The following is a 16,767-nucleotide window of genomic DNA, read 5'->3' on the forward strand; positions in this document are numbered from 1 at the left end:
GCTTAGGCCGGGGGCACGCACACCGCGATCGCGGACTCGTTCTCCGGGAGGTAGTAGGCGTCGATGATGCTGCCGGGGGAGACCTTGGCCAGCGCGGCCTCGGGCACCAGGGTGATCTCCTGCGCCGGGAACTGCCCGCCCTCCGGTCGGGTGACGATCAGATCCAGTTCGACCTCGCGGAGCTCCTCGCGCTCGCGGCCGGTGGTTCGCATCCCGGTCACCACACCGCACGAGCGGGTGCCGTGGCGGATCAGATCGAGCTGCTCGTGGGTCAGCACGCCGTGGCGCAGCAGCGTGTGGTCGGCGGTGGCCCGCACCGCGATCGCGTCATCGGCGAGGGTGAGTTGCTTGCGGCTGGCCGGGTCGAAGGACACCAGCACGATCACCCCGGGGCGCAGGGCGGACAGCACCTCGTCGTCGGCACCGTGGCACAGCCGGCCGGTGAAGCGCTGGCCGGCAACGCTTTCCACTTCGATGACGATCACCGGATCGTCGGATCCCGCCACCATCTGCACGGTGCCGACGCCGATCGAGCGCGGGCAGCGGGTACTGCGTGGGCGCCGCCTGCGCGGCGGCTGTCCGGCCAGGCCGGCGGCGACGATGATCGAGGCGAGTGCGATGGCGGAGACGACGGCGATGGCGCCCAGGAGTGCATCAGACATGGCGTGCAGCGTGCCGATCGCCGCCGGCTACCGAACCCAACTTTGCGCCGGCCTTATTCTGTCCCGATGAGCGCCGGCCCGGACACGGTCGCAGGTGTCGGCACATCGCAACCGCGGCGTGCCGTGATCGACCGTGCGTGGCGGATGATCGGCCCCGGCGTCGAGGTTCTCAGCGGCGACGACGGCGGGCCGCTGCGCAGGACGGTGAAGCGGATCATCGATCCCTTGGTGCTGCGGCTGCGCAGCAACCCCGCCTACTCCGCACCGTTCGTCGACGCCGACGTGGCGGCCGAGATGGCCGAGGTGATCGGCGACCACGCGGACCGACTGCGTTGGGCGGCAGCATGGTTCGAGTTGATGAAGCAGGAACGCCGGCGCCTGCGCATCACCACCGGTAACGCCCAAGACCTCTATTTCCCGGTGTGTTTCGAGCTCGCCGTCACCGATGGGGCGCCCGGCGGAACCGGGCTCGACGTCGCGTCGGCGGCGCTGCGCGCCGTTCATGACGACCGTGACCGCACCGCCGTCGAGGTGCTCAACGCGCATGTCGCCGCACCGCAGGTGATCGATCGCCTGTCAGCGCAATTGCACCGCAGCTGGGCCGATGTTCGGGCTGACGACAGCATCAGCGGACCGTTCCTGGCCGGCCTGACCACGGTGCTGGGTCCCGCCGAGGGCTATCGCGCCGCCGTTGCGCGCCAACGGGTGTGGTCGGCGCTGATCTCCGACGCGACGCCGCACAACCTCGGTGCGCGCGCCCGCAGCCAACCGTCGGCGTTGCCGTGGTCGCTGGTCGACCTCGGTCTGACCGCCGCAGTGCCGCTGGCGCCGCCGCCGTTGACCGGGGGGCCGGAGCGCGACCGGCCGCTCGACCGCAGCGTGGTGGACCGGGTGCGGGCCACCCTGCGCCGCGCGCTGGACCGTGACGAGTTGCCGGACGTGCCGCTGCTGTGTGCCGAGGAAGTCGACCGGGCTTGCGCCCCTTGGGGTTTCCTCGGTGAGGACAAGCAGGCCGCACTGGTGGCGGGTATCGAGGTGGCCGGCCAGCTGGCCCCGCTCGACGAACGGGCCGTGACCACCTATCAGGTGGCGACGATCATCCAGGCCCGGTTGCGCAAGGAGGCCTATGTGCTGCACGCACGCCGGGTGCTGGCCGGCGCCGACCCGGTGCATCCGCGTCAGCGCCGGGTCGTCGAGGACCTTGCGTGCTTCGCCCAGCCCTACCTGAGTCGGCTCTGGGCGCGGTTGCACGGCCGCGACGTGTGGCAGGAACCCTGCGACGATGTCGACGATCTGCGGGCTCTGCTCGAGGGGGTCGCCCGTTCGGTGAGCCTGGACCACCGGCAGCGGATCAAGGCGATGCTGGAAGTGCAGGTAGCCCAATGAGATTGGTAGCAGATTCGGGGTTGTGGCGGATCGGGCCCGCGGTGGCCGCGGTGCCACTGGTCGCGGTGCTGGAGGTCGACGGCGCGGTGCTGGCCTGGACCGTCGACGAGTCCGCGACGGCCTCCGGCGTGCAGATCACCCTGACCGACCCTGGCCGGGCGGACTGGCTGTGGCGGGTACTCGGCGAAGACGGTCACCATGCGCTGGCTGCCGCCACCGCTGAGCCGCCGGATCATGATGCCGGAGTTGACCTTTCGGGCTTCGAGGTGCGTTCCGGCGCCGTCGACGGGTTGCGCAGGCTGGCGGTGGGACATTGGCTGCGCCGGTGGTGGCCGGCCAGTGTGCGCGACGGCATCGTCGGCCTCGATCCGGCGCTGCTGGATGCCGAGATCGCGCTGCTGACCGCCGATGCCGAGGACTTCGTCGCCGACGACGGCTTGGACGCCGACATCGGAGCGTTGCTGGGCCCGCACGCCGGCGCGCTCGCGATGCACCTGCTCGTCGGTGACCCGCGGGTGGTCGCGCTGGTCCGCAACGCCGTCCGGCTGGCCGAGGAGGTGGGCGTCGACGCACCGGGCTGGGCCGAGCTGAGCGATGCCGTCGAGAACGTCCAGCAACTGCCGGCAGCGGCGCGCCAGGACGATTATGCGCTGGCCGCCGGCGGCGACACCGGACCAGCCCCACCGGGACTCATCGCCCGTGGCACGGCGTCGATCGCCTGGTCGGGGGTGCCCGGCGGCGTGTTCGACGCCGCCGAGGACACCGTCAGCTGGGCGGTGGCCGCCGACGGCGACGCGGTGACCGCGACGCTGCACACCGCGGTGATCGGCCCCGGCTCACCCGCCGCCATCCCCGTCGCGCTGCGCTGTGGGGAGATCACCGCAGTCGGCGAACTCGACGCATCAGGCCGGGCGAGCATCCCCGTCCTCGACACAGCGAATGCACCGCTGACCGCCACCGGCGGGTGGGACCAGGACTGGTCGGCCACCGTCGTCACCGTCGGGGCCGCGGTGGCCGAGTCCGCCGACGCGCGCGAACGGGTCCGGCGGTTCGCCCGGCAGCGACTCGCGCAACCGGGATCTGATGCGTTCCTCGCCGAGACCCTGGCCGCGGAGTCCGACTATTAGGCCAGGGGCGACGGCGGTCCTGGCTTGACGTCGGCCGCGTCGCGGCGGCGGGCCGCCATCCCGGCCAGCGCCTCGAACACCACCCGGTGGGCCGCATTGACCGTCAGTTCGGCGTGGTCGTAGGCGGGGGCGACCTCCACCACGTCGACGCCCACGACGTCATGCTCGTAACAGAGTTGCCGCACCATGCGCAGCAGATCGGCACTGGTGATCCCGCCCGGCTCAGGTGTTCCGGTGCCGGGCGCGTGCGCGGGGTCCAGAACGTCGATATCGACTGAGACATAGAGCTTTTCGGCCTTGTCGAGCGCTTCGGAGACGGCGCGGCGCATCACGTCCTTGAAGCCGTGGTCCCAGATCTCCTGCATGGTGTGCCAGGTCATGCCCTGTTCCTGCATCCACTCGAAGGTGTCCTGGGGCGGCCAGTACCCGCGCAACCCGACCTGAACGAAATGCGTTCCGGGAACGGCCCCGGACTCGATCAGCCGCCGCATCGGGGTGCCATGGCTGGCCAGGTTGCCGTCGATGATGTCGGCGGTGTCGGCGTGGGCATCGAAATGCACGATCCCGACGTTGCCGTACCCGTGCACGTCGGCAACCGCGGTGGCCGACGGCCAGGTGATCGAGTGGTCGCCGCCCAGGACCACCGGCACGATGCCCCGGGATGCGACGGTGTGCACCCGTTCGCGGATGTTGGCGTGCGACACCTCGGTCATTCCGTGCGGGCAATGCGCGTCACCGAAGTCGACGACCTCGAGCCAGTCGAAGATCTCCAGCCCGAGATCCATGTGATACGTGCCGGGTTCATAGGCGGTGGCCCGGATGGCCCGCGGACCGAACCGGGCACCCGGGCGATTGGTGGTGGCGATATCGAACGGGGCGCCGACGATCGCCACGTCCGGGCGCCAGCTGTCCAACTGCTCCGGCTCGGTCAGAAACGGGCGATGCCCGAACGAGGCCAGGCCCGCGTAGGGCAGATCCAGTTGCCCGGCCATCCCCGGAGGCAGGTCACGCGTGGGCTTGTGGTCATGACCGGAACTCATTGGCCAGACATTACCGCCGCGGAGCCTGCCGGGTTAGCCTCGACGGGACAGCGTTGCCGTAGGAGTCTGGGGGAGTTGACACCGTGAGCGAACCGACCCGAGCCGAGATCGCCCGCGCGTTCGCCCAGCACCGATTCGACGACGCTCTTCCGCATCTGGCCCGCGACGTCGTGTGGACCATCGTCGGCTACTCGGTGCTGGAGGGCGCCGACGCCGTCGCCACCACGTGCCGTGACACTGCGGGCGGTCTCGCCGCGACCGTGGCCACCTGGGACCGGTGCCTCACGGTGGAACAGGACGACACCGTCGTCGTCGAGGTGCTGGGCCGATACCGGCGTCAGGACGGCGTCACGATCGTCTCCAGTTGCCACATCTGCCGATTCGCCGGCGCCGAGATCACATCGATCACGTCCTACGGCGTGGAGGTCGACCCGGATTCGGTAGGCGCGCCCAGCGACGTCCGGCACGCCGCCCACTGACCCGTCACAGCAGCGGGGTGTCGTACCCGTCGTTGTCGCCATCGCAGATGCTGAGGTTCGGGCTCACCACGTAGCGGGCCTGATTGCCGCCGGCGCGCCGCGCCTCGTACATCGCGGTGGTGGCCAATGCCACGATCTCGTCGAGGATTTCGTGGGGCGGGTGCTCGACCAGCGGGTGCAGCGGGGTGCTCACCACACCGATGCTGGCCGTCATCCCGGCCGGCGACGACGCGATCGCACCGCGGATCCGCTCGATCAGCGGTGACGAATCGGGTGTCGTGAAGCAGTCCGCGACAAGGAATTCCGCCTCGCTGACATGTCCGACGATCGCGTCGCGGCGCACCGTCTCACGCAGTGCCTGGCCCGCGGCCACCCGTGCCCGGTTGCCACCGCGGTTGCCTGCGACGGCGACCATCGCCGCGAAGCTGTCGATGTTGACGACGGCGATCACCAGAAAGCGGTCGTCGCCGCGGTTGCGTGAGGCCAGCAGGGTGGACGTCTGCAGATAGAACGCGTCGCGGTTGAGCAGTCCGGTGAGCGGTTCGACCGCGTCGGCGCCGTCCTCGGCGCCGGTAAGCCACACCACCAGCCGGCAGGCGAAGGCCGCGAACACGTACAGCAGCAGGATCAACGCGACGCCGGCCAGCGCCAGCGGAAGGTCGGCTCCGGCCAGCTGCACCGTCAGGTAGATCAGGGTGCCGAGGGCGATGGTGAGGACCGTCGCCAGCAACCGCGGACCGTGAAAGAGCGCGGCGTACCCGATGATCAGTGCGAACGACGAGGCGCCCAGCAGCCCGTACAGCGGGACCACCGGAACGATGCATCCGATCGCGATGGACACCGCGGCGACGGCGACCAGCACCGCCGACTCGGTCCGGGTCGGCCAGCGATGCCGCAGCCAGATGAACGTCGATCCGAAGCACAGGGCCGACACCACGATCAGCAGGGATTGGCTGAACGGCCACCGCATGGCGGCCGAGCTCCCGATGGTCGACAACGTGATCATGCCCAGCGTGAAGACGCTGCCGGCGATCACCCGAGAGGTGTAGGTCTGCGCGCCGCGGGCCGCGAGCAGAGCGGTCAAGGTGTAGTACTGATTCGCGGATCGGGTGGACAACGCCAGACGCATTACCCCACCCTTCGTGATCGCACCGCTGCTGCACGACTTGTCAGCAACGAAATCGCGGTTGCGCTACCGATGCCGGGTTCCGAGCCTAGCGAACGCTTTCTGCACTGGCCACCCCCGGTTTTCTCAGTTTTTCCGGAGACGACAATTCGGTCGGCGTGGCGAACGGCCGGATTTGGTCACGCTGCGACGACGACGGTCAGCTCGTTGCCTGCCCGCTCGACGTGCATCCCGGCGCGGCGGGCCACGGTGGCGACCGCGGCTGCGTCGCCGGGTTCGGCTCGCGACGTCGCGAGCGCTCTGGCGAACCGGCCCTTGTGCGCCTTATTGAAATGCGTGACGACTGTTCGGCGGCCATCCGGGTGTTCGGCGAGGACGTCGACGCGTACCGCGCCGGGCAGCCGGCCCAGCGCCGCGTACGAGCCGGACCGCAGGTCGACGATCAGCTCGGTGGCGGCCATCTCGGCCAGGACCGGCTCGAGGACCGGACGCCACCGAGCCGCGAGCGTCGCGCTGCCGGGCAGTTTGGAGGTGGCCGACAGCCGGTAGGCCGGGATCGGATCGTCGGCGCGGAGCACTCCGAACAGGGCGGAGCCCACGGCCAGCCGGGCGTGGGCTCGCGCCTTCGCGGCGCCGCGCAACGACTCCACATCCAGGGCGTCGTAGAGCACACCGGTGTAGCGGACGATGGCCGGCAGCGTCGGGGCGGTCAGCAGCGCGGCATTGCGGTCGATCTCGGCGTCCTGGGCGGGGGAGATCCCCAGCGCCGCCCGGCACGCCTCGGGATCAGCGGCCAGCGTGACGAGTTCGTCGATCAGGTCTTGGCGCAGCGGCGTCAAAGCCGGGTTGCTCAGACCGTCGAGTCGCAGCGGGGGTCCGTCCCCGCCACTGCGTTTGGTCTCCGACGGCGGAAGCAGAACGATCACGGTCCAGACGGTAGCGGGCTGCGCGCGACGCCCGTACCGGCCCCCGGCCGCGACGCTGATAAATTTGTCGGTCAGTGTTTTGACACAACAGGACACGACTCACCAGAAGCGCATCGAGGGGTAAAGGGTGGCGTCGGCCGAGCAGCCGGGCCCTGACGACGAACTCCGGCAACTGTGGCAACTCATCAACCATCTGCCGGGCATCGTCGGATATTGGGATCGCAATCTACGCAACAGGATTGCCAATGATGCCTACCTGCAGTACTTCGCGATGGCGCCGCACCAGGTGCACGGCCGGCATATCCGCGAGGTGGTGGGCGAGACCGTCTACGCGCTGAATCTGCCCTACATCATGGGCGCCCTCGCCGGCCGCGAGCAGCTGTTCGAGCGTGAGATCGTCGGCCTCGGCGGGGTCACCCGTCGCACGCTGCTTGCCTACATCCCCAACATCGTCGACGGCGACGTGCACGGCTTCTATGTCCAGGGCACCGACCTCACCGCGGAGGCGCAGGCCGAGCGGACCCTCGACGATGCGCGACGGCTGTTCGAGATCAGCATGGCCAACGCCCCCTACGGAAAAGCGGTCGGGATGACCACCGGCGAGTTGTTGCTCGCCAACCCGGCGCTGTGCGCGTTGACCGGGTATGACGCCGACGAACTGGTCGGCCGCGACTACCGCGAGCTCATCCACCCCGACGACGTCGCTGCCGGTGACGAGGAGATGGCAGCGCTGCTGGCCGGCACCGTCACCCAGGTCTCCTCCGAGCGCCGCTACATCCGTCGCGACGGGAGTGTGATCTGGATGCAGCGCAGCGCGGTCCTGGTGCCCGGCCGGTTACCGGGTGCCGAAGACCTGATCATCGCGCAGTTCCAGGACGTCACCGCGCGGCGGAGCGCCGAAGCCGAACTGGCCCGGCTGGCCGTGACCGACCAGCTCACCGGGCTGTACAACCGCCGAGCTCTGGTCAGTCGCGTCGCACAACACCAGAGCGCCAGGCCGGGAACGCCGGTCGGCATGATCTTCATCGACCTGGACGGCTTCAAGCATGTCAACGACTCGCACGGGCACGCCACCGGTGACGTCGTCCTCGCCGAGGTGGCTCGCCGCCTGGGTAACGCTGTCGAGGAACCTAATTCGGCGTACCGCCTCGGCGGTGACGAGTTCGTGGTTTTGCTTCCGGAGGCCGCGCGGGACGCGGAGGTGCGCGCTCTGTCGGTGGCCGTGCACTCCGCGCTGACCGGCCGCTACGCCGCCGACTCGAGCGAGTTCGACCTCACCGCATCGGTGGGGTGGACGTGGGGGCACGCCGACACCGCCGAGGACCTCATCCGCAAGGCCGACATCGACATGTACCGGCACAAGGCACGCCTTCACCAGTCCGCCGTCGGTGGCGACCGCGACGTCTGATAGACCGTCTCACCGTGAAGGCAATCAGCAGCGATATCTGGGATGTCATGTCGACGGCCAGAACCATCCGGCGGTTCACCTCCGAGCCGGTCGATGACGTGACGCTGAGCCGCTGCCTGCAGGCCGCGACCTGGGCGCCGTCGGGTGCCAATGCCCAGGGCTGGCGATTCGTGGTGCTGCGTTCGCCCGAACAGCGGGCGGTGGTCGCCGAAGCGGCCGCCCGCGCACTCGAGGTCATCGAGCCGGTGTACGGGATGAGCCGGCCCGCGCCGGACGACACCGGCAGGCAGGCTCGCAACAACCGCGCGACCTACGAATTGCACGACCGCGCAGGGGAATTCACCTCAGTGCTGTTCGCCCAGCAGCACTATCCCACCGCCTCGGAGCTGCTGCTCGGCGGATCGATCTTCCCGGCGATGCAGAACTTCCTGCTCGCTGCCCGCGCTCAAGGGCTCGGCGCCTGCCCCACCGGTTGGGCGTCGTACGGCGGTGCGGAACTGTTGCGCGAGGCGGTCGGCGTGCCCGACGACTGGCTGATCGCCGGCCACGTCGTCGTCGGCTGGCCGCGGGGCAGGCACGGGCCGCTGCGGCGCCGACCGCTGTCGGCCGCGGTCAACCTGGACCGGTGGGACGCGCCCGCCGACGAACTGCTGGCCGCCGACGACGCTCAGCCGTAGGACAGCAGCAGCGGCACCCGCTGTTCGGCGCCGGTCAACGAACCGTGCTGGCCGATCAGTGCCGACTCCATCGGCTCGGCCGTCCGTCGCACCAGCGCGGCGCGGTCGCGGGTGGCGGCCACCACGTCGCCGATGCGGGCACGCACCCGGTCGGTGACTGCGTCACCGAACCAGCCCGCGGTGATCGCCTCCTCGCGCGAGACCACCCAGGCGTGCTCGGCCAGCGTCTCGCTCCAGGTGGCCAGGACGTCCGCGCCGGCGCCGTCGCGCACGTAGACATGACGGGCCCGCGCCTCGCCGCCGATCGCCGCCGCACCCTCGAGCAGATCGGCGGCGGCGTCGAGGTCCACGGTGGCCGCGCCGTCGACAGCCACCATGCCGTGATCGGCGACCACCGCGAGCAGCCCGCCGGCCGGCAGTGCCTCCACGACGGACTCCACCAGCCGGTCGACCTGCCGTAGCTCCATCCGCCAGGCCGGATGTCCGGGTCCGTAGAGGTGGCCCATCAGGTCGAGATCCGCGTGGTAGCCGTAGCAGAAGCCACCGCCGGCGACCGTGGCGCGGACTTCGGCTGCCAGATCACCGACTCCGATCACCCCGACGTAGCGGCCGCCGCGCAACACCGCCCGGGTGAGCCCGGAGCCGGTGAACTCCGCGCCGGAGATCACACTGACCGCCATGCCCGCTGATGCGGCGCGCTCGAAATTCGTTGGCAGCGGCTGGATTTCCTCGGGGACGGCGCGGTCGCGTGCGTCGTCGCCCCACGGGTGCGGACGCCACCGCAATGCGTTGATGATGCCCACCTCGGGCAGCCGGAAGGACAGGCCGACCATGCCGTGACCGCCCGACGGCAGGCCGGTGCCCACCGCCGCCAATCCGGCCGCGGTGGTCGATGGAAAGCCCACATGCAGAGTGCGGCCGCGCAACCCGGCCAGCACCGGGGCGTCGGCGGCGTAGGTGTCGAGCAACTCGGCGCCCAGTCCGTCGATCAGCAGGACGCACGCTCCGGCGACGGGTCCGGGCAACTGGATACGCGGTTCGAAGCCGGCCACGCCCATCGCGGCCAACACCGACGGCACCACGTCGGCCAGGTGGGGGATGTCGGCATCGAGGTATGGCAGGTTCACGGCATCGAGCCTGCCATGTCCTCAGGGCTTGCCGAAACCGGCTTTCGTCAGGATCGCCTGCCCGGCCGGGCTGGTGACCAGATCCACGAATTTGGCTGTCAGAGTGGGATTGCCGGACTGCTTGAGGGCTGCGATCGGATAGGTGTTGACCGCCCCTGCCGCTTCGGGGAACGACACCGCCAGAACTTTGTCGCCCGCGGCCGCGGTGTCGGTGACATAGACCAGCCCGGCGTCGGCCTGACCGCTGGTGATCTTGTTGAGCACGTCGGTGACCGAGGACTCCTCGCTCACCGGAGCCAGCTTCACTCCGGTCGTGTTCTCGACGCTCTGGGTGGCCGAACCGCACGGCACCTGCGGGGCGCACACCACGACGGTGCGGCCCGGTTTGGCAAGGTCTTGAAACGTCTTGATGCCCTTCGGGTTTCCGGGGGCGACGGCGATGGTCAAGGTGTTGGAGGCGAAATCGACCGGCGCCCCGGCGAGCAGTCCGGCTTGGCGGGCCTTGTCCATGTTCTTGGTGTCGGCGGAGGCGAAGACGTCGGCGGGAGCGCCTTGGGTCAGCTGGGTCACCAGATCCGAGGAGCCCGCGAACGAGAACTCCACGGAGGCACCGGGATTGTCCTTGCTGAACTGATCGCCGATCGCGGTGAAGGTTGTCTTCAGCGACGCGGCGGCGAAGACGATGATCTTCTGGTTGCCCGGCGAAGTCGGCGTGGACGGTTGCTGTGCCGAGGAACCGCAGCCCGCGATGAGAAGCAGACCGGCGGCTAGTGCCGGCATCAGACGTGTGATCACTTCGGTCCTGACGTTTCGACGATGACGGTGGTGGCCTTGATGACCGCCACCGCAACGCTTCCTGGTTCGAGGTTCAGGTCCCGCACGGACTCACTGCTCATCAGCGAGACGACGGTGAACGGCCCGCACTGCATCTCCACCTGGGCCATCACCGTGTCGGTGACCACTCTGGTGACCAGCCCGGCGAACCGATTGCGGGCGGAGCTGGCGACCGACAGCGGGTCCTTCGGGCCCGCGGCGGCGCTCTTGCGGGAGTGCGCGGCCAGCGCTGCTCCGTCGACGGTCTTGCGGCCGGACTGGTCGCTGCCGGTCGGCAGGGCGCCGTCGTCGATCCAGCGCCGGATGGTGTCGTCGCTGACGCCGAGGAGCTCGGCGGCCTCTCGGATTCGTAGCATCGGCACGGCCGAACTCTAGTCGATTCCACCCGCGTTTGCGGAGTCACTGTGCGGTTCTATCCGCAGATACGGAAAAGCGGTGCATCGGTCGGCGCGGTTGCGTCCGCGTCGTAGGGTGTCGCCGTGCGACTCATGCGCGGCAGCGCACCGCTGGCCGCGGCACTGGTGCTGGGCCTGCTCGCGCCGCAGACGGCCAACGCCGATCCGAATGCGTTGTGGCGGATCGTCCACGACCAGTGCGTCGTCGATGTTCAGCTGCATCACGACCCGGCCCCGTGTTCCCGCGTCGACCTCGGCCGCGGAGAGAGCGGCGGTTACGCGGTGCTCAAGGACATTGTCGGAGACCGCCAGTATCTGCTGATCCCGACCGCCCGGATCCCGGGTATCGAGAGCCCCGGGCTAGTGGCGCCCAACGCCACCAACTACTTTGGCGCGGCATGGGAGTCCCGGTCGTTCGTCGAGCAGCGGGCCGGCGGAACCATCCCGCGAGACTGGATGAGTCTGGCCATCAACTCGGCGACCGCGCGGACGCAGAACCAGCTGCACATCCACATCGACTGTCTGCGCGCCGACGTCCATGACGCGCTGCGCGCGGCGGCCGGTGCCATCGGCGCGACGTGGGCACCGGTCCCGGTTCCGCTGAGCGGTCACACCTACTGGGCGAGGACCGTCGACGGCACCGATCTCGACGCCAACCCGTTCACCCTCCTCGCCGACGGCATCGACGGCGCCCGCGACGATATGGGGGAGTACACGTTGGTGGTGGTCGGTGCCACCGACGACGCGGGCCGGCCGGGCTTCGTCATCTTGGCTGACCGCGCCGACGACACCGGAAATGCCGGCGGCGAAGAGTTGCAGGATCACGACTCCTGCCCGCCGACCCTTCCGGCGACGCCCAGCACCGCGAAATAACCGACGGCTCAGTACGGCGGCATCTGCCCCTGGCCGGACGCCCCCGCCATCCCGTTGAGGGTGTCAAGAGCATGGCGCAGCTGAAGCTGGGAGAGCAACGGTCCCGCCGGAGCCGGCGGCTGCTGATCGGTCAGCGTCCACGGCTGGCAGCCGTCGGTCTTGAATGTGGCGTCGCCCGGATCGATCTGGACCACCGCCGGTTTCTTGGTCAGCGCGTTGTCGACGTTGGTTTGGCCGTCGGGTCCGCCGGTGCGCTTCCAGTAGCACGCACCGCCCTCGACGGGTCCTGCCGATGCGTAGGTGCCCGGCACAATGTCGACACCGACCTTGTAGGTGCCGTCGCTGTCGATGGTGGACTTCGGCGCACCGGCCGGGGCAGCGCCGGGTTCCGGCGTCGGTGTCGCACCGGGCGTGGATGTCGGGGCTGACGCGTCGACCGGACCGGGTGCGGGCCCGGTCGGCGACGGCGACGGCGCCGGGGCGGTGGTCGGGTCGGCGGCTGCGATACCTCCGCCGACGACGCCGGCGGCGACCGCCAGCGCACTGATCGCGATCACATGTGTTATTCGACCCACGTCAACTAGGGTAACCCGGCGCCGGGTCAGGCCGGTCCGGACTGCGTTAACGTCAGCTATGCCCAGCTTCACCGACGCCGTCGCGAGCGGGATTCCGGTGCTCACCGACGGCGCGATCGAGACCCGTGTCATGTTCGAGACACCGATCGTGATGGATCCCGATGTGCAGGTCGCCGGGTTGCTCGGCAACCGGCAGGGTGAGGCGGCCTTGCGCGCGATCTACCGCGGCTATCTCGAGGCGGCGACCTCGAGCGGTGTGCCGCTGGTGATCGGCACACCCACGTTCCGGGCGAGCCTGAACTACACCCGCCGCGCCGGCCTCGGCGACACCGCGGCCGTCCGGCGGCTCAACACCGCCGCGGTCGCCTTCCACCACCAGCTGCTGGCCGGGCAGACCGGCCCGCCGGTATGGATTGCCGGGGTGCTCGGCCCGGCCGGCGACGCCTACCGGCCCGCCGAGGCGCCGTCGGAATCTGCGGCCGTCGACTACCACCGGCCGCAGATCGACGCCCTGGCCGAGGCCGGGGTGGATCTCATCTTCGCGGCCACCTTCCCCGCGGTCGGCGAGGCGGTCGGTGCGGCCCGGGCGATGGCCCGAACCGGATTGCCGTTCGTCGTGTCGTGGGTGCTCGGTCCGGACACCCGAGTCTTGGATGGAACCCCGCTGGACCAGGCGATCCGGCAGGTGGACGACGCCGCGGCGCCCACCTATTTCTCACTGTCGTGCATCCATCCGACGGTCGCCGCCCGCGCCCTCGAAGCGAGCGGGGATGCGGTCGACCGGATCAGCGAGGTGAAGGCGAACGGGTCGGCGCTGAGCCCCGCCGAGTTGGTGGCGTTGGACCATGTCGACAGCGACCCGCCCGCCGAATTCGCCGCCGCCATGGACGACATCCGGCGCAGTTACGGGGTTGCCATCGTCGGCGGGTGTTGCGGCACCACCGACGAACATCTGCGCGCCCTCGGGGCGCTGCTCACCCGGTGACGGAGGGTCAGGCGGTCTTGCTCAGCAGCGGAAGCAGCAGGCGACGACGGTTGAGAACCGCGTCGTCGAACTCGTGCTCCGCCTCGGCGACCGAACCCACGACCGGGAACACGACATCGCTGTCCCTGCGCAGGCGGCGGTTCACCGCGTCGCTGCCGACCACGGCCCATTCCACGCCGGCGACGGCGCAGACATCGTCGATATCGCATAGCAACCGGATCGCCTGCGGAGTAAAGGAGCTCACACCGGACAGGTCCAGAACGAACGGCTTCTCGCCGAGGACCAGCCGCTTGGCGCATTCGGTGACCCGGTCGACGTTCACCGAATCGATCCGTCCGCTGACTGCGACAACCGTTGCCATGTGCCGAGAGTGTGCTCGAACGTGGGCGCCCTCGTAGTCGACAGCGGGGTTGCCGTATCGCGACGTGAAGCTCGACATGGGTGCCTCATTTCGGTCCTGTTGCGTGTGTGACGGGTGTAGACCGCCTCAACTTGACCCAAACGTTATGCCGCAAATTTAAGGTCACCGGGAGCAGTGGCTAAATCCTTGGTAAGAACCCAACTTTCGGATCCACCCCCCGAAATCGGGCAACGCCGGCCACGTGGCGGCTACCGGAGGGCGGGCAGAACATCATCCGTAAGCAGGGTTACGGACTTCCACGCTTCCTCCACCGGCATACCGCCAACCAGCGGATGCATCACGATCGGGCCGTAGTTTGCCGATCCCCGGACCTCGTCGATCAGCTGGTCGGGAGTGAGGAACCGGTACCTGCCGGAGGCCCGGACCTCAGCCAAGGTCTGCACACCCGGCAGGTGCATGGACGACCGCGACGGGTCGTCGGACCACGCCCCGTAGGTGACCGCCTCCCACAGAATGTGGCTACCGAGTTCGGCCCACGCCCGCTCGGGATCTTCGTGCAGATAGATCATTCCGCGGTTGACCGCGGGCGGCATGAGGACGAACGGCTGAAGGCCGGCCTCCCGGCACAGTTCGGAGTAGTACTCCGCGAGGTCGGGCCGATGGTCGGGCAGGCTCAGCGGCAGACCGAACCGCACCGCCCGCCGGACGGTGGCCCGAACGCCGCCGCCGACATAGAGCGGAGGGTGCGGCGTGGTCCAGGTGCCCGACACGACGCCGGTGTCTCCGGTCCAGGCCGCCAGCATGGTCTCCAGCAATTGATCCATGAGTTCGCCGCGCCGGCCGAAGTCCACCCCGAGGGCCCGGTACTCCTCTTCCCGGTAGCCCAGACCGACCGTGGTGTGCAACCGGCCGCGGCTCATGGCATCGACGAGCGCGATGTCCTCGGCCATGCGCACGGGGTTCCACAACGGTCCCAGCGCGCAGTCGATGCTCGCGAAGATGTTGGCCGTGCGGGCCAGAAACATCCCCGCGATCATCACCGGATTGCAGCTCCAGCCGTGGCCGGTGACGTGATGTTCGTCGACGCTGATCGCGGCGATTCCGTGCCGGTCACCGAACTGCGCCAACTCCATTGCAGCCGAAAGCAATTCACCCTGGACGCCCGGATCTCCTCCTGGAGAGGCGAAATTGAAGCGGAGAATTGCAAGCATCTGAGCACTGTATTGCCGTGACTGCGCCAAACTCGATGCGAACTGGTCACGATTTGGCCGCTGTGCTCGGTCGCCGGAAAGGACTGTCGGCGGCCGTCGCTACGGTGACGGCGTGCGCGAGGGCTCGGCCGCGGTGACGACGGCATTGCAGTGGCTGGGACTGTGGGTGGTCGCCACCGCGCTGCTGGGGTTCGTCGGCATGCTCAACAGCCTGGGGTGGGTGCTGGCCGCGCTGAGCGCGGTGGCGGTCGCGGTGAGTGCGTGGCGCGCACTGCTGGCCTGGCTGGATCACCGCCGAGATCTCCGGCGCGATGCGCTGTACCGCGCCACCGGGCAGGCTGCCGTCGACGCCATGACCGGCGTGGAGTTCGAGCAGTACGTGGCCGCGGTGCTGCGAGGTCTCGGCTATACAGTCGAAATCACCAGGGCCACCGGTGATTTCGGTGTGGATTTGATCGCGACCCGGGACGACACCCGCACCGCGGTGCAGTGCAAGCGGCAGAGCCGGGTGGTCAACGGCTCCGCTATCCAGCAGGTCGTCGCAGGCGCGGCCGTCCATGACTGCACGGCGACCATGGTGGTGTCCAATCACCGGTACACCAGGGCCGCTCAGCAACTCGCCGAGGTCCACGGTTGCGTGCTGGTCGACCGCACCCGCCTGGCGCGGTGGTCGCGGGTTCGGCGCTGAACTCGTGGGTGCTAGCCGGCTGCGGTAGCCGCGTCGATCGCCCGGAACTCCTCCTCGGTCAGTTCGATCTCGGCGGCGGCGACGTTCGATTCCAGGTGGTCGACGCGTGAGGTGCCGGGGATCGGCACGATCGCCGGGGAGCGCTTCAGCAGCCAGGCCAGCGCGAGCTGGGACGGGTTGGCGCCGTGGTCTGAGGCCAGGGAACCCAACGGACCGTCGGTGTCGGCCAGCGGACCGGCGGCAAGCGGGAACCACGGGATGAACGCGATGGATTCGGCTTCGGCCTCCTCCAGCAGAGGTTCGGCCGTGCGGGTGGTCAGGTTGTAGAGGTTCTGAACCGACACGATCGGGGCAATCTTCCTGGCGGCCCTGAGTTGGTCGACGTCGATCTCCGAGAGCCCGATGTGCCGGATCTTGCCCTCCTGTTGCAATTTCGCGAGTTCGCCGACCTGGTCCTCGAGCGGGAAGTTCGGATCGATGCGGTGCAGTTGATGCAAGTCGATGGTGTCGACGCCGAGCCGGCGCAGGCTGAGTTCGACCTCCTGGCGTAGGTAGCTGGGATTGCCAAGCGGTATCCAGACGTCCGGACCCGTGCGGAGCAGCCCGGCCTTGGTGGCGATCACCACGTCGTCCGGGTAGGGATGAAGAGCCTCGTGGATCAGTTCTTCGGCGATGTAGGGACCGTAGGAATCGGCGGTGTCGATGAAGTTGACGCCCAGCTCGACCGCGCGACGCAGGACTCGAACGGATTCGTCGTGATCTTTCGGCGGACCCCAGACACCTTGGCCGGTGAGTCGCATCGATCCGAAGCCGAGCCTGTTCACGGTCAGATCGCCGATGGTGATGGTGCCGGCCGCTGCCGCGTTCGTCATGGTGCTCCGTTCATC

General features: G+C 69.2%; 19 protein-coding genes. 8 read left to right on the forward strand and 11 right to left on the reverse strand.

Going from position 1 to position 16,767, the window contains the following annotated elements; translation table 11 throughout:
* Positions 1-2: 2 nt before the first annotated feature.
* Positions 3-662, reverse strand: a complete 660-nt coding sequence (locus tag AB4879_RS25275; protein WP_370509758.1) for a hypothetical protein — start codon at positions 660-662, stop codon at positions 3-5.
* A gap of 66 nt (positions 663-728) precedes the next feature.
* Here AB4879_RS25275 and AB4879_RS25280 point away from each other — a divergent pair, with 66 nt between their 5' ends.
* Together AB4879_RS25280 and AB4879_RS25285 are read left to right on the forward strand one after the other, a co-directional pair.
* Positions 729-2,048 (forward strand): hypothetical protein, encoded by a 1,320-nt coding sequence (locus AB4879_RS25280; protein ID WP_370509759.1) that lies wholly within the window; start codon positions 729-731, stop codon positions 2,046-2,048.
* The gene (locus AB4879_RS25285) at positions 2,045-3,175 is read left to right on the forward strand and encodes a hypothetical protein (protein ID WP_370509760.1); all 1,131 of its coding nucleotides are present in this window, start codon (positions 2,045-2,047) and stop codon (positions 3,173-3,175) included. Before AB4879_RS25280 ends, AB4879_RS25285 begins: the two co-directional genes overlap by 4 nt.
* Here the strand turns inward: AB4879_RS25285 and speB are convergent.
* The gene (gene speB, locus AB4879_RS25290) at positions 3,172-4,167 is read right to left on the reverse strand and encodes an agmatinase (RefSeq protein WP_102806227.1); all 996 of its coding nucleotides are present in this window, start codon (positions 4,165-4,167) and stop codon (positions 3,172-3,174) included. The genes AB4879_RS25285 and speB overlap by 4 nt on opposite strands.
* A 131-nt stretch (positions 4,168-4,298) precedes the next feature.
* On the opposite strand from speB, the gene AB4879_RS25295 reads away from it, so the two are divergent.
* Positions 4,299-4,694 carry a nuclear transport factor 2 family protein gene (locus AB4879_RS25295; RefSeq protein WP_102806226.1) on the forward strand — a complete coding sequence of 132 codons (396 nt, stop codon included), beginning with the start codon at positions 4,299-4,301 and terminating at the stop codon, positions 4,692-4,694.
* Positions 4,695-4,698: 4 nt separating this feature from the next.
* Here AB4879_RS25295 and AB4879_RS25300 read toward each other — a convergent pair whose 3' ends face one another.
* Both AB4879_RS25300 and yaaA read right to left on the reverse strand, forming a co-directional pair.
* The gene (locus AB4879_RS25300; RefSeq protein WP_370509761.1) at positions 4,699-5,823 is read right to left on the reverse strand and encodes a GGDEF domain-containing protein; all 1,125 of its coding nucleotides are present in this window, start codon (positions 5,821-5,823) and stop codon (positions 4,699-4,701) included.
* A 176-nt stretch (positions 5,824-5,999) separates the two neighbouring features.
* On the reverse strand, positions 6,000-6,746 hold the full coding sequence (gene yaaA, locus AB4879_RS25305; RefSeq protein WP_370509762.1) for a peroxide stress protein YaaA: 747 nt from the start codon (positions 6,744-6,746) through the stop codon (positions 6,000-6,002).
* A gap of 127 nt (positions 6,747-6,873) precedes the next feature.
* Between yaaA and AB4879_RS25310 the strand changes: the two genes are divergently transcribed.
* Positions 6,874-8,154, forward strand: coding sequence for a diguanylate cyclase domain-containing protein (locus tag AB4879_RS25310; RefSeq protein WP_370509763.1), 1,281 nt, complete (start codon positions 6,874-6,876; stop codon positions 8,152-8,154).
* 47 nt (positions 8,155-8,201) lie between these two features.
* The gene (locus AB4879_RS25315) at positions 8,202-8,831 is read left to right on the forward strand and encodes a nitroreductase family protein (RefSeq protein ID WP_370509904.1); all 630 of its coding nucleotides are present in this window, start codon (positions 8,202-8,204) and stop codon (positions 8,829-8,831) included.
* Here the strand turns inward: AB4879_RS25315 and AB4879_RS25320 are convergent.
* Genes AB4879_RS25320 through AB4879_RS25330 form a run of 3 tightly spaced genes read right to left on the reverse strand, consistent with a single transcriptional unit; the run spans position 8,822 to position 11,154 of the window.
* Positions 8,822-9,958, reverse strand: coding sequence for an alkaline phosphatase family protein (locus AB4879_RS25320; protein ID WP_370509764.1), 1,137 nt, complete (start codon positions 9,956-9,958; stop codon positions 8,822-8,824). The two genes, AB4879_RS25315 and AB4879_RS25320, sit on opposite strands and share 10 nt — an antisense overlap.
* Before the next feature lie 21 nt (positions 9,959-9,979).
* Entirely contained in the window at positions 9,980-10,738 is a 759-nt protein-coding gene (gene modA / locus AB4879_RS25325; RefSeq protein ID WP_370509765.1) for a molybdate ABC transporter substrate-binding protein, read from the reverse strand.
* A gap of 11 nt (positions 10,739-10,749) precedes the next feature.
* The gene (locus tag AB4879_RS25330; RefSeq protein WP_370509766.1) at positions 10,750-11,154 is read right to left on the reverse strand and encodes a molybdopterin-binding protein; all 405 of its coding nucleotides are present in this window, start codon (positions 11,152-11,154) and stop codon (positions 10,750-10,752) included.
* 126 nt (positions 11,155-11,280) lie between these two features.
* Here AB4879_RS25330 and AB4879_RS25335 point away from each other — a divergent pair, with 126 nt between their 5' ends.
* Positions 11,281-12,060: a CDP-diacylglycerol diphosphatase gene (locus tag AB4879_RS25335; RefSeq protein WP_370509905.1), complete on the forward strand. Its 780-nt coding sequence runs from the start codon at positions 11,281-11,283 to the stop codon at positions 12,058-12,060.
* Between the two features lie 8 nt (positions 12,061-12,068).
* Here the strand turns inward: AB4879_RS25335 and AB4879_RS25340 are convergent, their stop codons facing one another.
* Positions 12,069-12,566 carry a hypothetical protein gene (locus AB4879_RS25340; protein WP_370509906.1) on the reverse strand — a complete coding sequence of 166 codons (498 nt, stop codon included), beginning with the start codon at positions 12,564-12,566 and terminating at the stop codon, positions 12,069-12,071.
* 127 nt (positions 12,567-12,693) lie between these two features.
* Between AB4879_RS25340 and AB4879_RS25345 the strand changes: the two genes are divergently transcribed.
* Positions 12,694-13,620, forward strand: a complete 927-nt coding sequence (locus AB4879_RS25345) for a homocysteine S-methyltransferase family protein (RefSeq protein ID WP_370509767.1) — start codon at positions 12,694-12,696, stop codon at positions 13,618-13,620.
* Between the two features lie 7 nt (positions 13,621-13,627).
* Here AB4879_RS25345 and AB4879_RS25350 read toward each other — a convergent pair whose 3' ends face one another.
* Positions 13,628-13,981 carry an STAS domain-containing protein gene (locus AB4879_RS25350; protein ID WP_353616973.1) on the reverse strand — a complete coding sequence of 118 codons (354 nt, stop codon included), beginning with the start codon at positions 13,979-13,981 and terminating at the stop codon, positions 13,628-13,630.
* Between the two features lie 248 nt (positions 13,982-14,229).
* Positions 14,230-15,192 carry an LLM class flavin-dependent oxidoreductase gene (locus tag AB4879_RS25355; RefSeq protein ID WP_370509768.1) on the reverse strand — a complete coding sequence of 321 codons (963 nt, stop codon included), beginning with the start codon at positions 15,190-15,192 and terminating at the stop codon, positions 14,230-14,232.
* A 112-nt stretch (positions 15,193-15,304) separates the two neighbouring features.
* On the opposite strand from AB4879_RS25355, the gene AB4879_RS25360 reads away from it, so the two are divergent.
* Positions 15,305-15,880: a restriction endonuclease gene (locus tag AB4879_RS25360; RefSeq protein WP_370509769.1), complete on the forward strand. Its 576-nt coding sequence runs from the start codon at positions 15,305-15,307 to the stop codon at positions 15,878-15,880.
* A gap of 11 nt (positions 15,881-15,891) precedes the next feature.
* Here the strand turns inward: AB4879_RS25360 and AB4879_RS25365 are convergent, their stop codons facing one another.
* Complete coding sequence (locus tag AB4879_RS25365) at positions 15,892-16,752, reverse strand: aldo/keto reductase (RefSeq protein ID WP_370509770.1); 861 nt, start codon at positions 16,750-16,752, stop codon at positions 15,892-15,894.
* Positions 16,753-16,767 lie beyond the last annotated feature (15 nt).

Origin of the sequence: Mycobacterium sp. SA01 (genome assembly GCF_041287105.1) — a bacterium.
Classification (GTDB): Bacteria; Actinomycetota; Actinomycetes; order Mycobacteriales; family Mycobacteriaceae; genus Mycobacterium.

What these genes read in the sequence shown, in the direction of transcription:
- AB4879_RS25275 (WP_370509758.1), bottom strand. Translation starts at nt 662, where the DNA reads ATGTCTGATGCACTCCTGGGCGCCATCGCCGTCGTCTCCGCCATCGCA.
- AB4879_RS25280 (WP_370509759.1), top strand. Translation starts at nt 729, where the DNA reads ATGAGCGCCGGCCCGGACACGGTCGCAGGTGTCGGCACATCGCAACCG.
- AB4879_RS25285 (WP_370509760.1), top strand. Translation starts at nt 2,045, where the DNA reads ATGAGATTGGTAGCAGATTCGGGGTTGTGGCGGATCGGGCCCGCGGTG.
- speB (WP_102806227.1), bottom strand. Translation starts at nt 4,167, where the DNA reads ATGGCCGGGCAACTGGATCTGCCCTACGCGGGCCTGGCCTCGTTCGGG.
- AB4879_RS25300 (WP_370509761.1), bottom strand. Translation starts at nt 5,823, where the DNA reads ATGCGTCTGGCGTTGTCCACCCGATCCGCGAATCAGTACTACACCTTG.
- AB4879_RS25315 (WP_370509904.1), top strand. Translation starts at nt 8,202, where the DNA reads ATGTCGACGGCCAGAACCATCCGGCGGTTCACCTCCGAGCCGGTCGAT.
- modA (WP_370509765.1), bottom strand. Translation starts at nt 10,738, where the DNA reads ATGCCGGCACTAGCCGCCGGTCTGCTTCTCATCGCGGGCTGCGGTTCC.
- AB4879_RS25335 (WP_370509905.1), top strand. Translation starts at nt 11,281, where the DNA reads ATGCGCGGCAGCGCACCGCTGGCCGCGGCACTGGTGCTGGGCCTGCTC.
- AB4879_RS25345 (WP_370509767.1), top strand. Translation starts at nt 12,694, where the DNA reads ATGCCCAGCTTCACCGACGCCGTCGCGAGCGGGATTCCGGTGCTCACC.
- AB4879_RS25350 (WP_353616973.1), bottom strand. Translation starts at nt 13,981, where the DNA reads ATGGCAACGGTTGTCGCAGTCAGCGGACGGATCGATTCGGTGAACGTC.
- AB4879_RS25355 (WP_370509768.1), bottom strand. Translation starts at nt 15,192, where the DNA reads ATGCTTGCAATTCTCCGCTTCAATTTCGCCTCTCCAGGAGGAGATCCG.
- AB4879_RS25365 (WP_370509770.1), bottom strand. Translation starts at nt 16,752, where the DNA reads ATGACGAACGCGGCAGCGGCCGGCACCATCACCATCGGCGATCTGACC.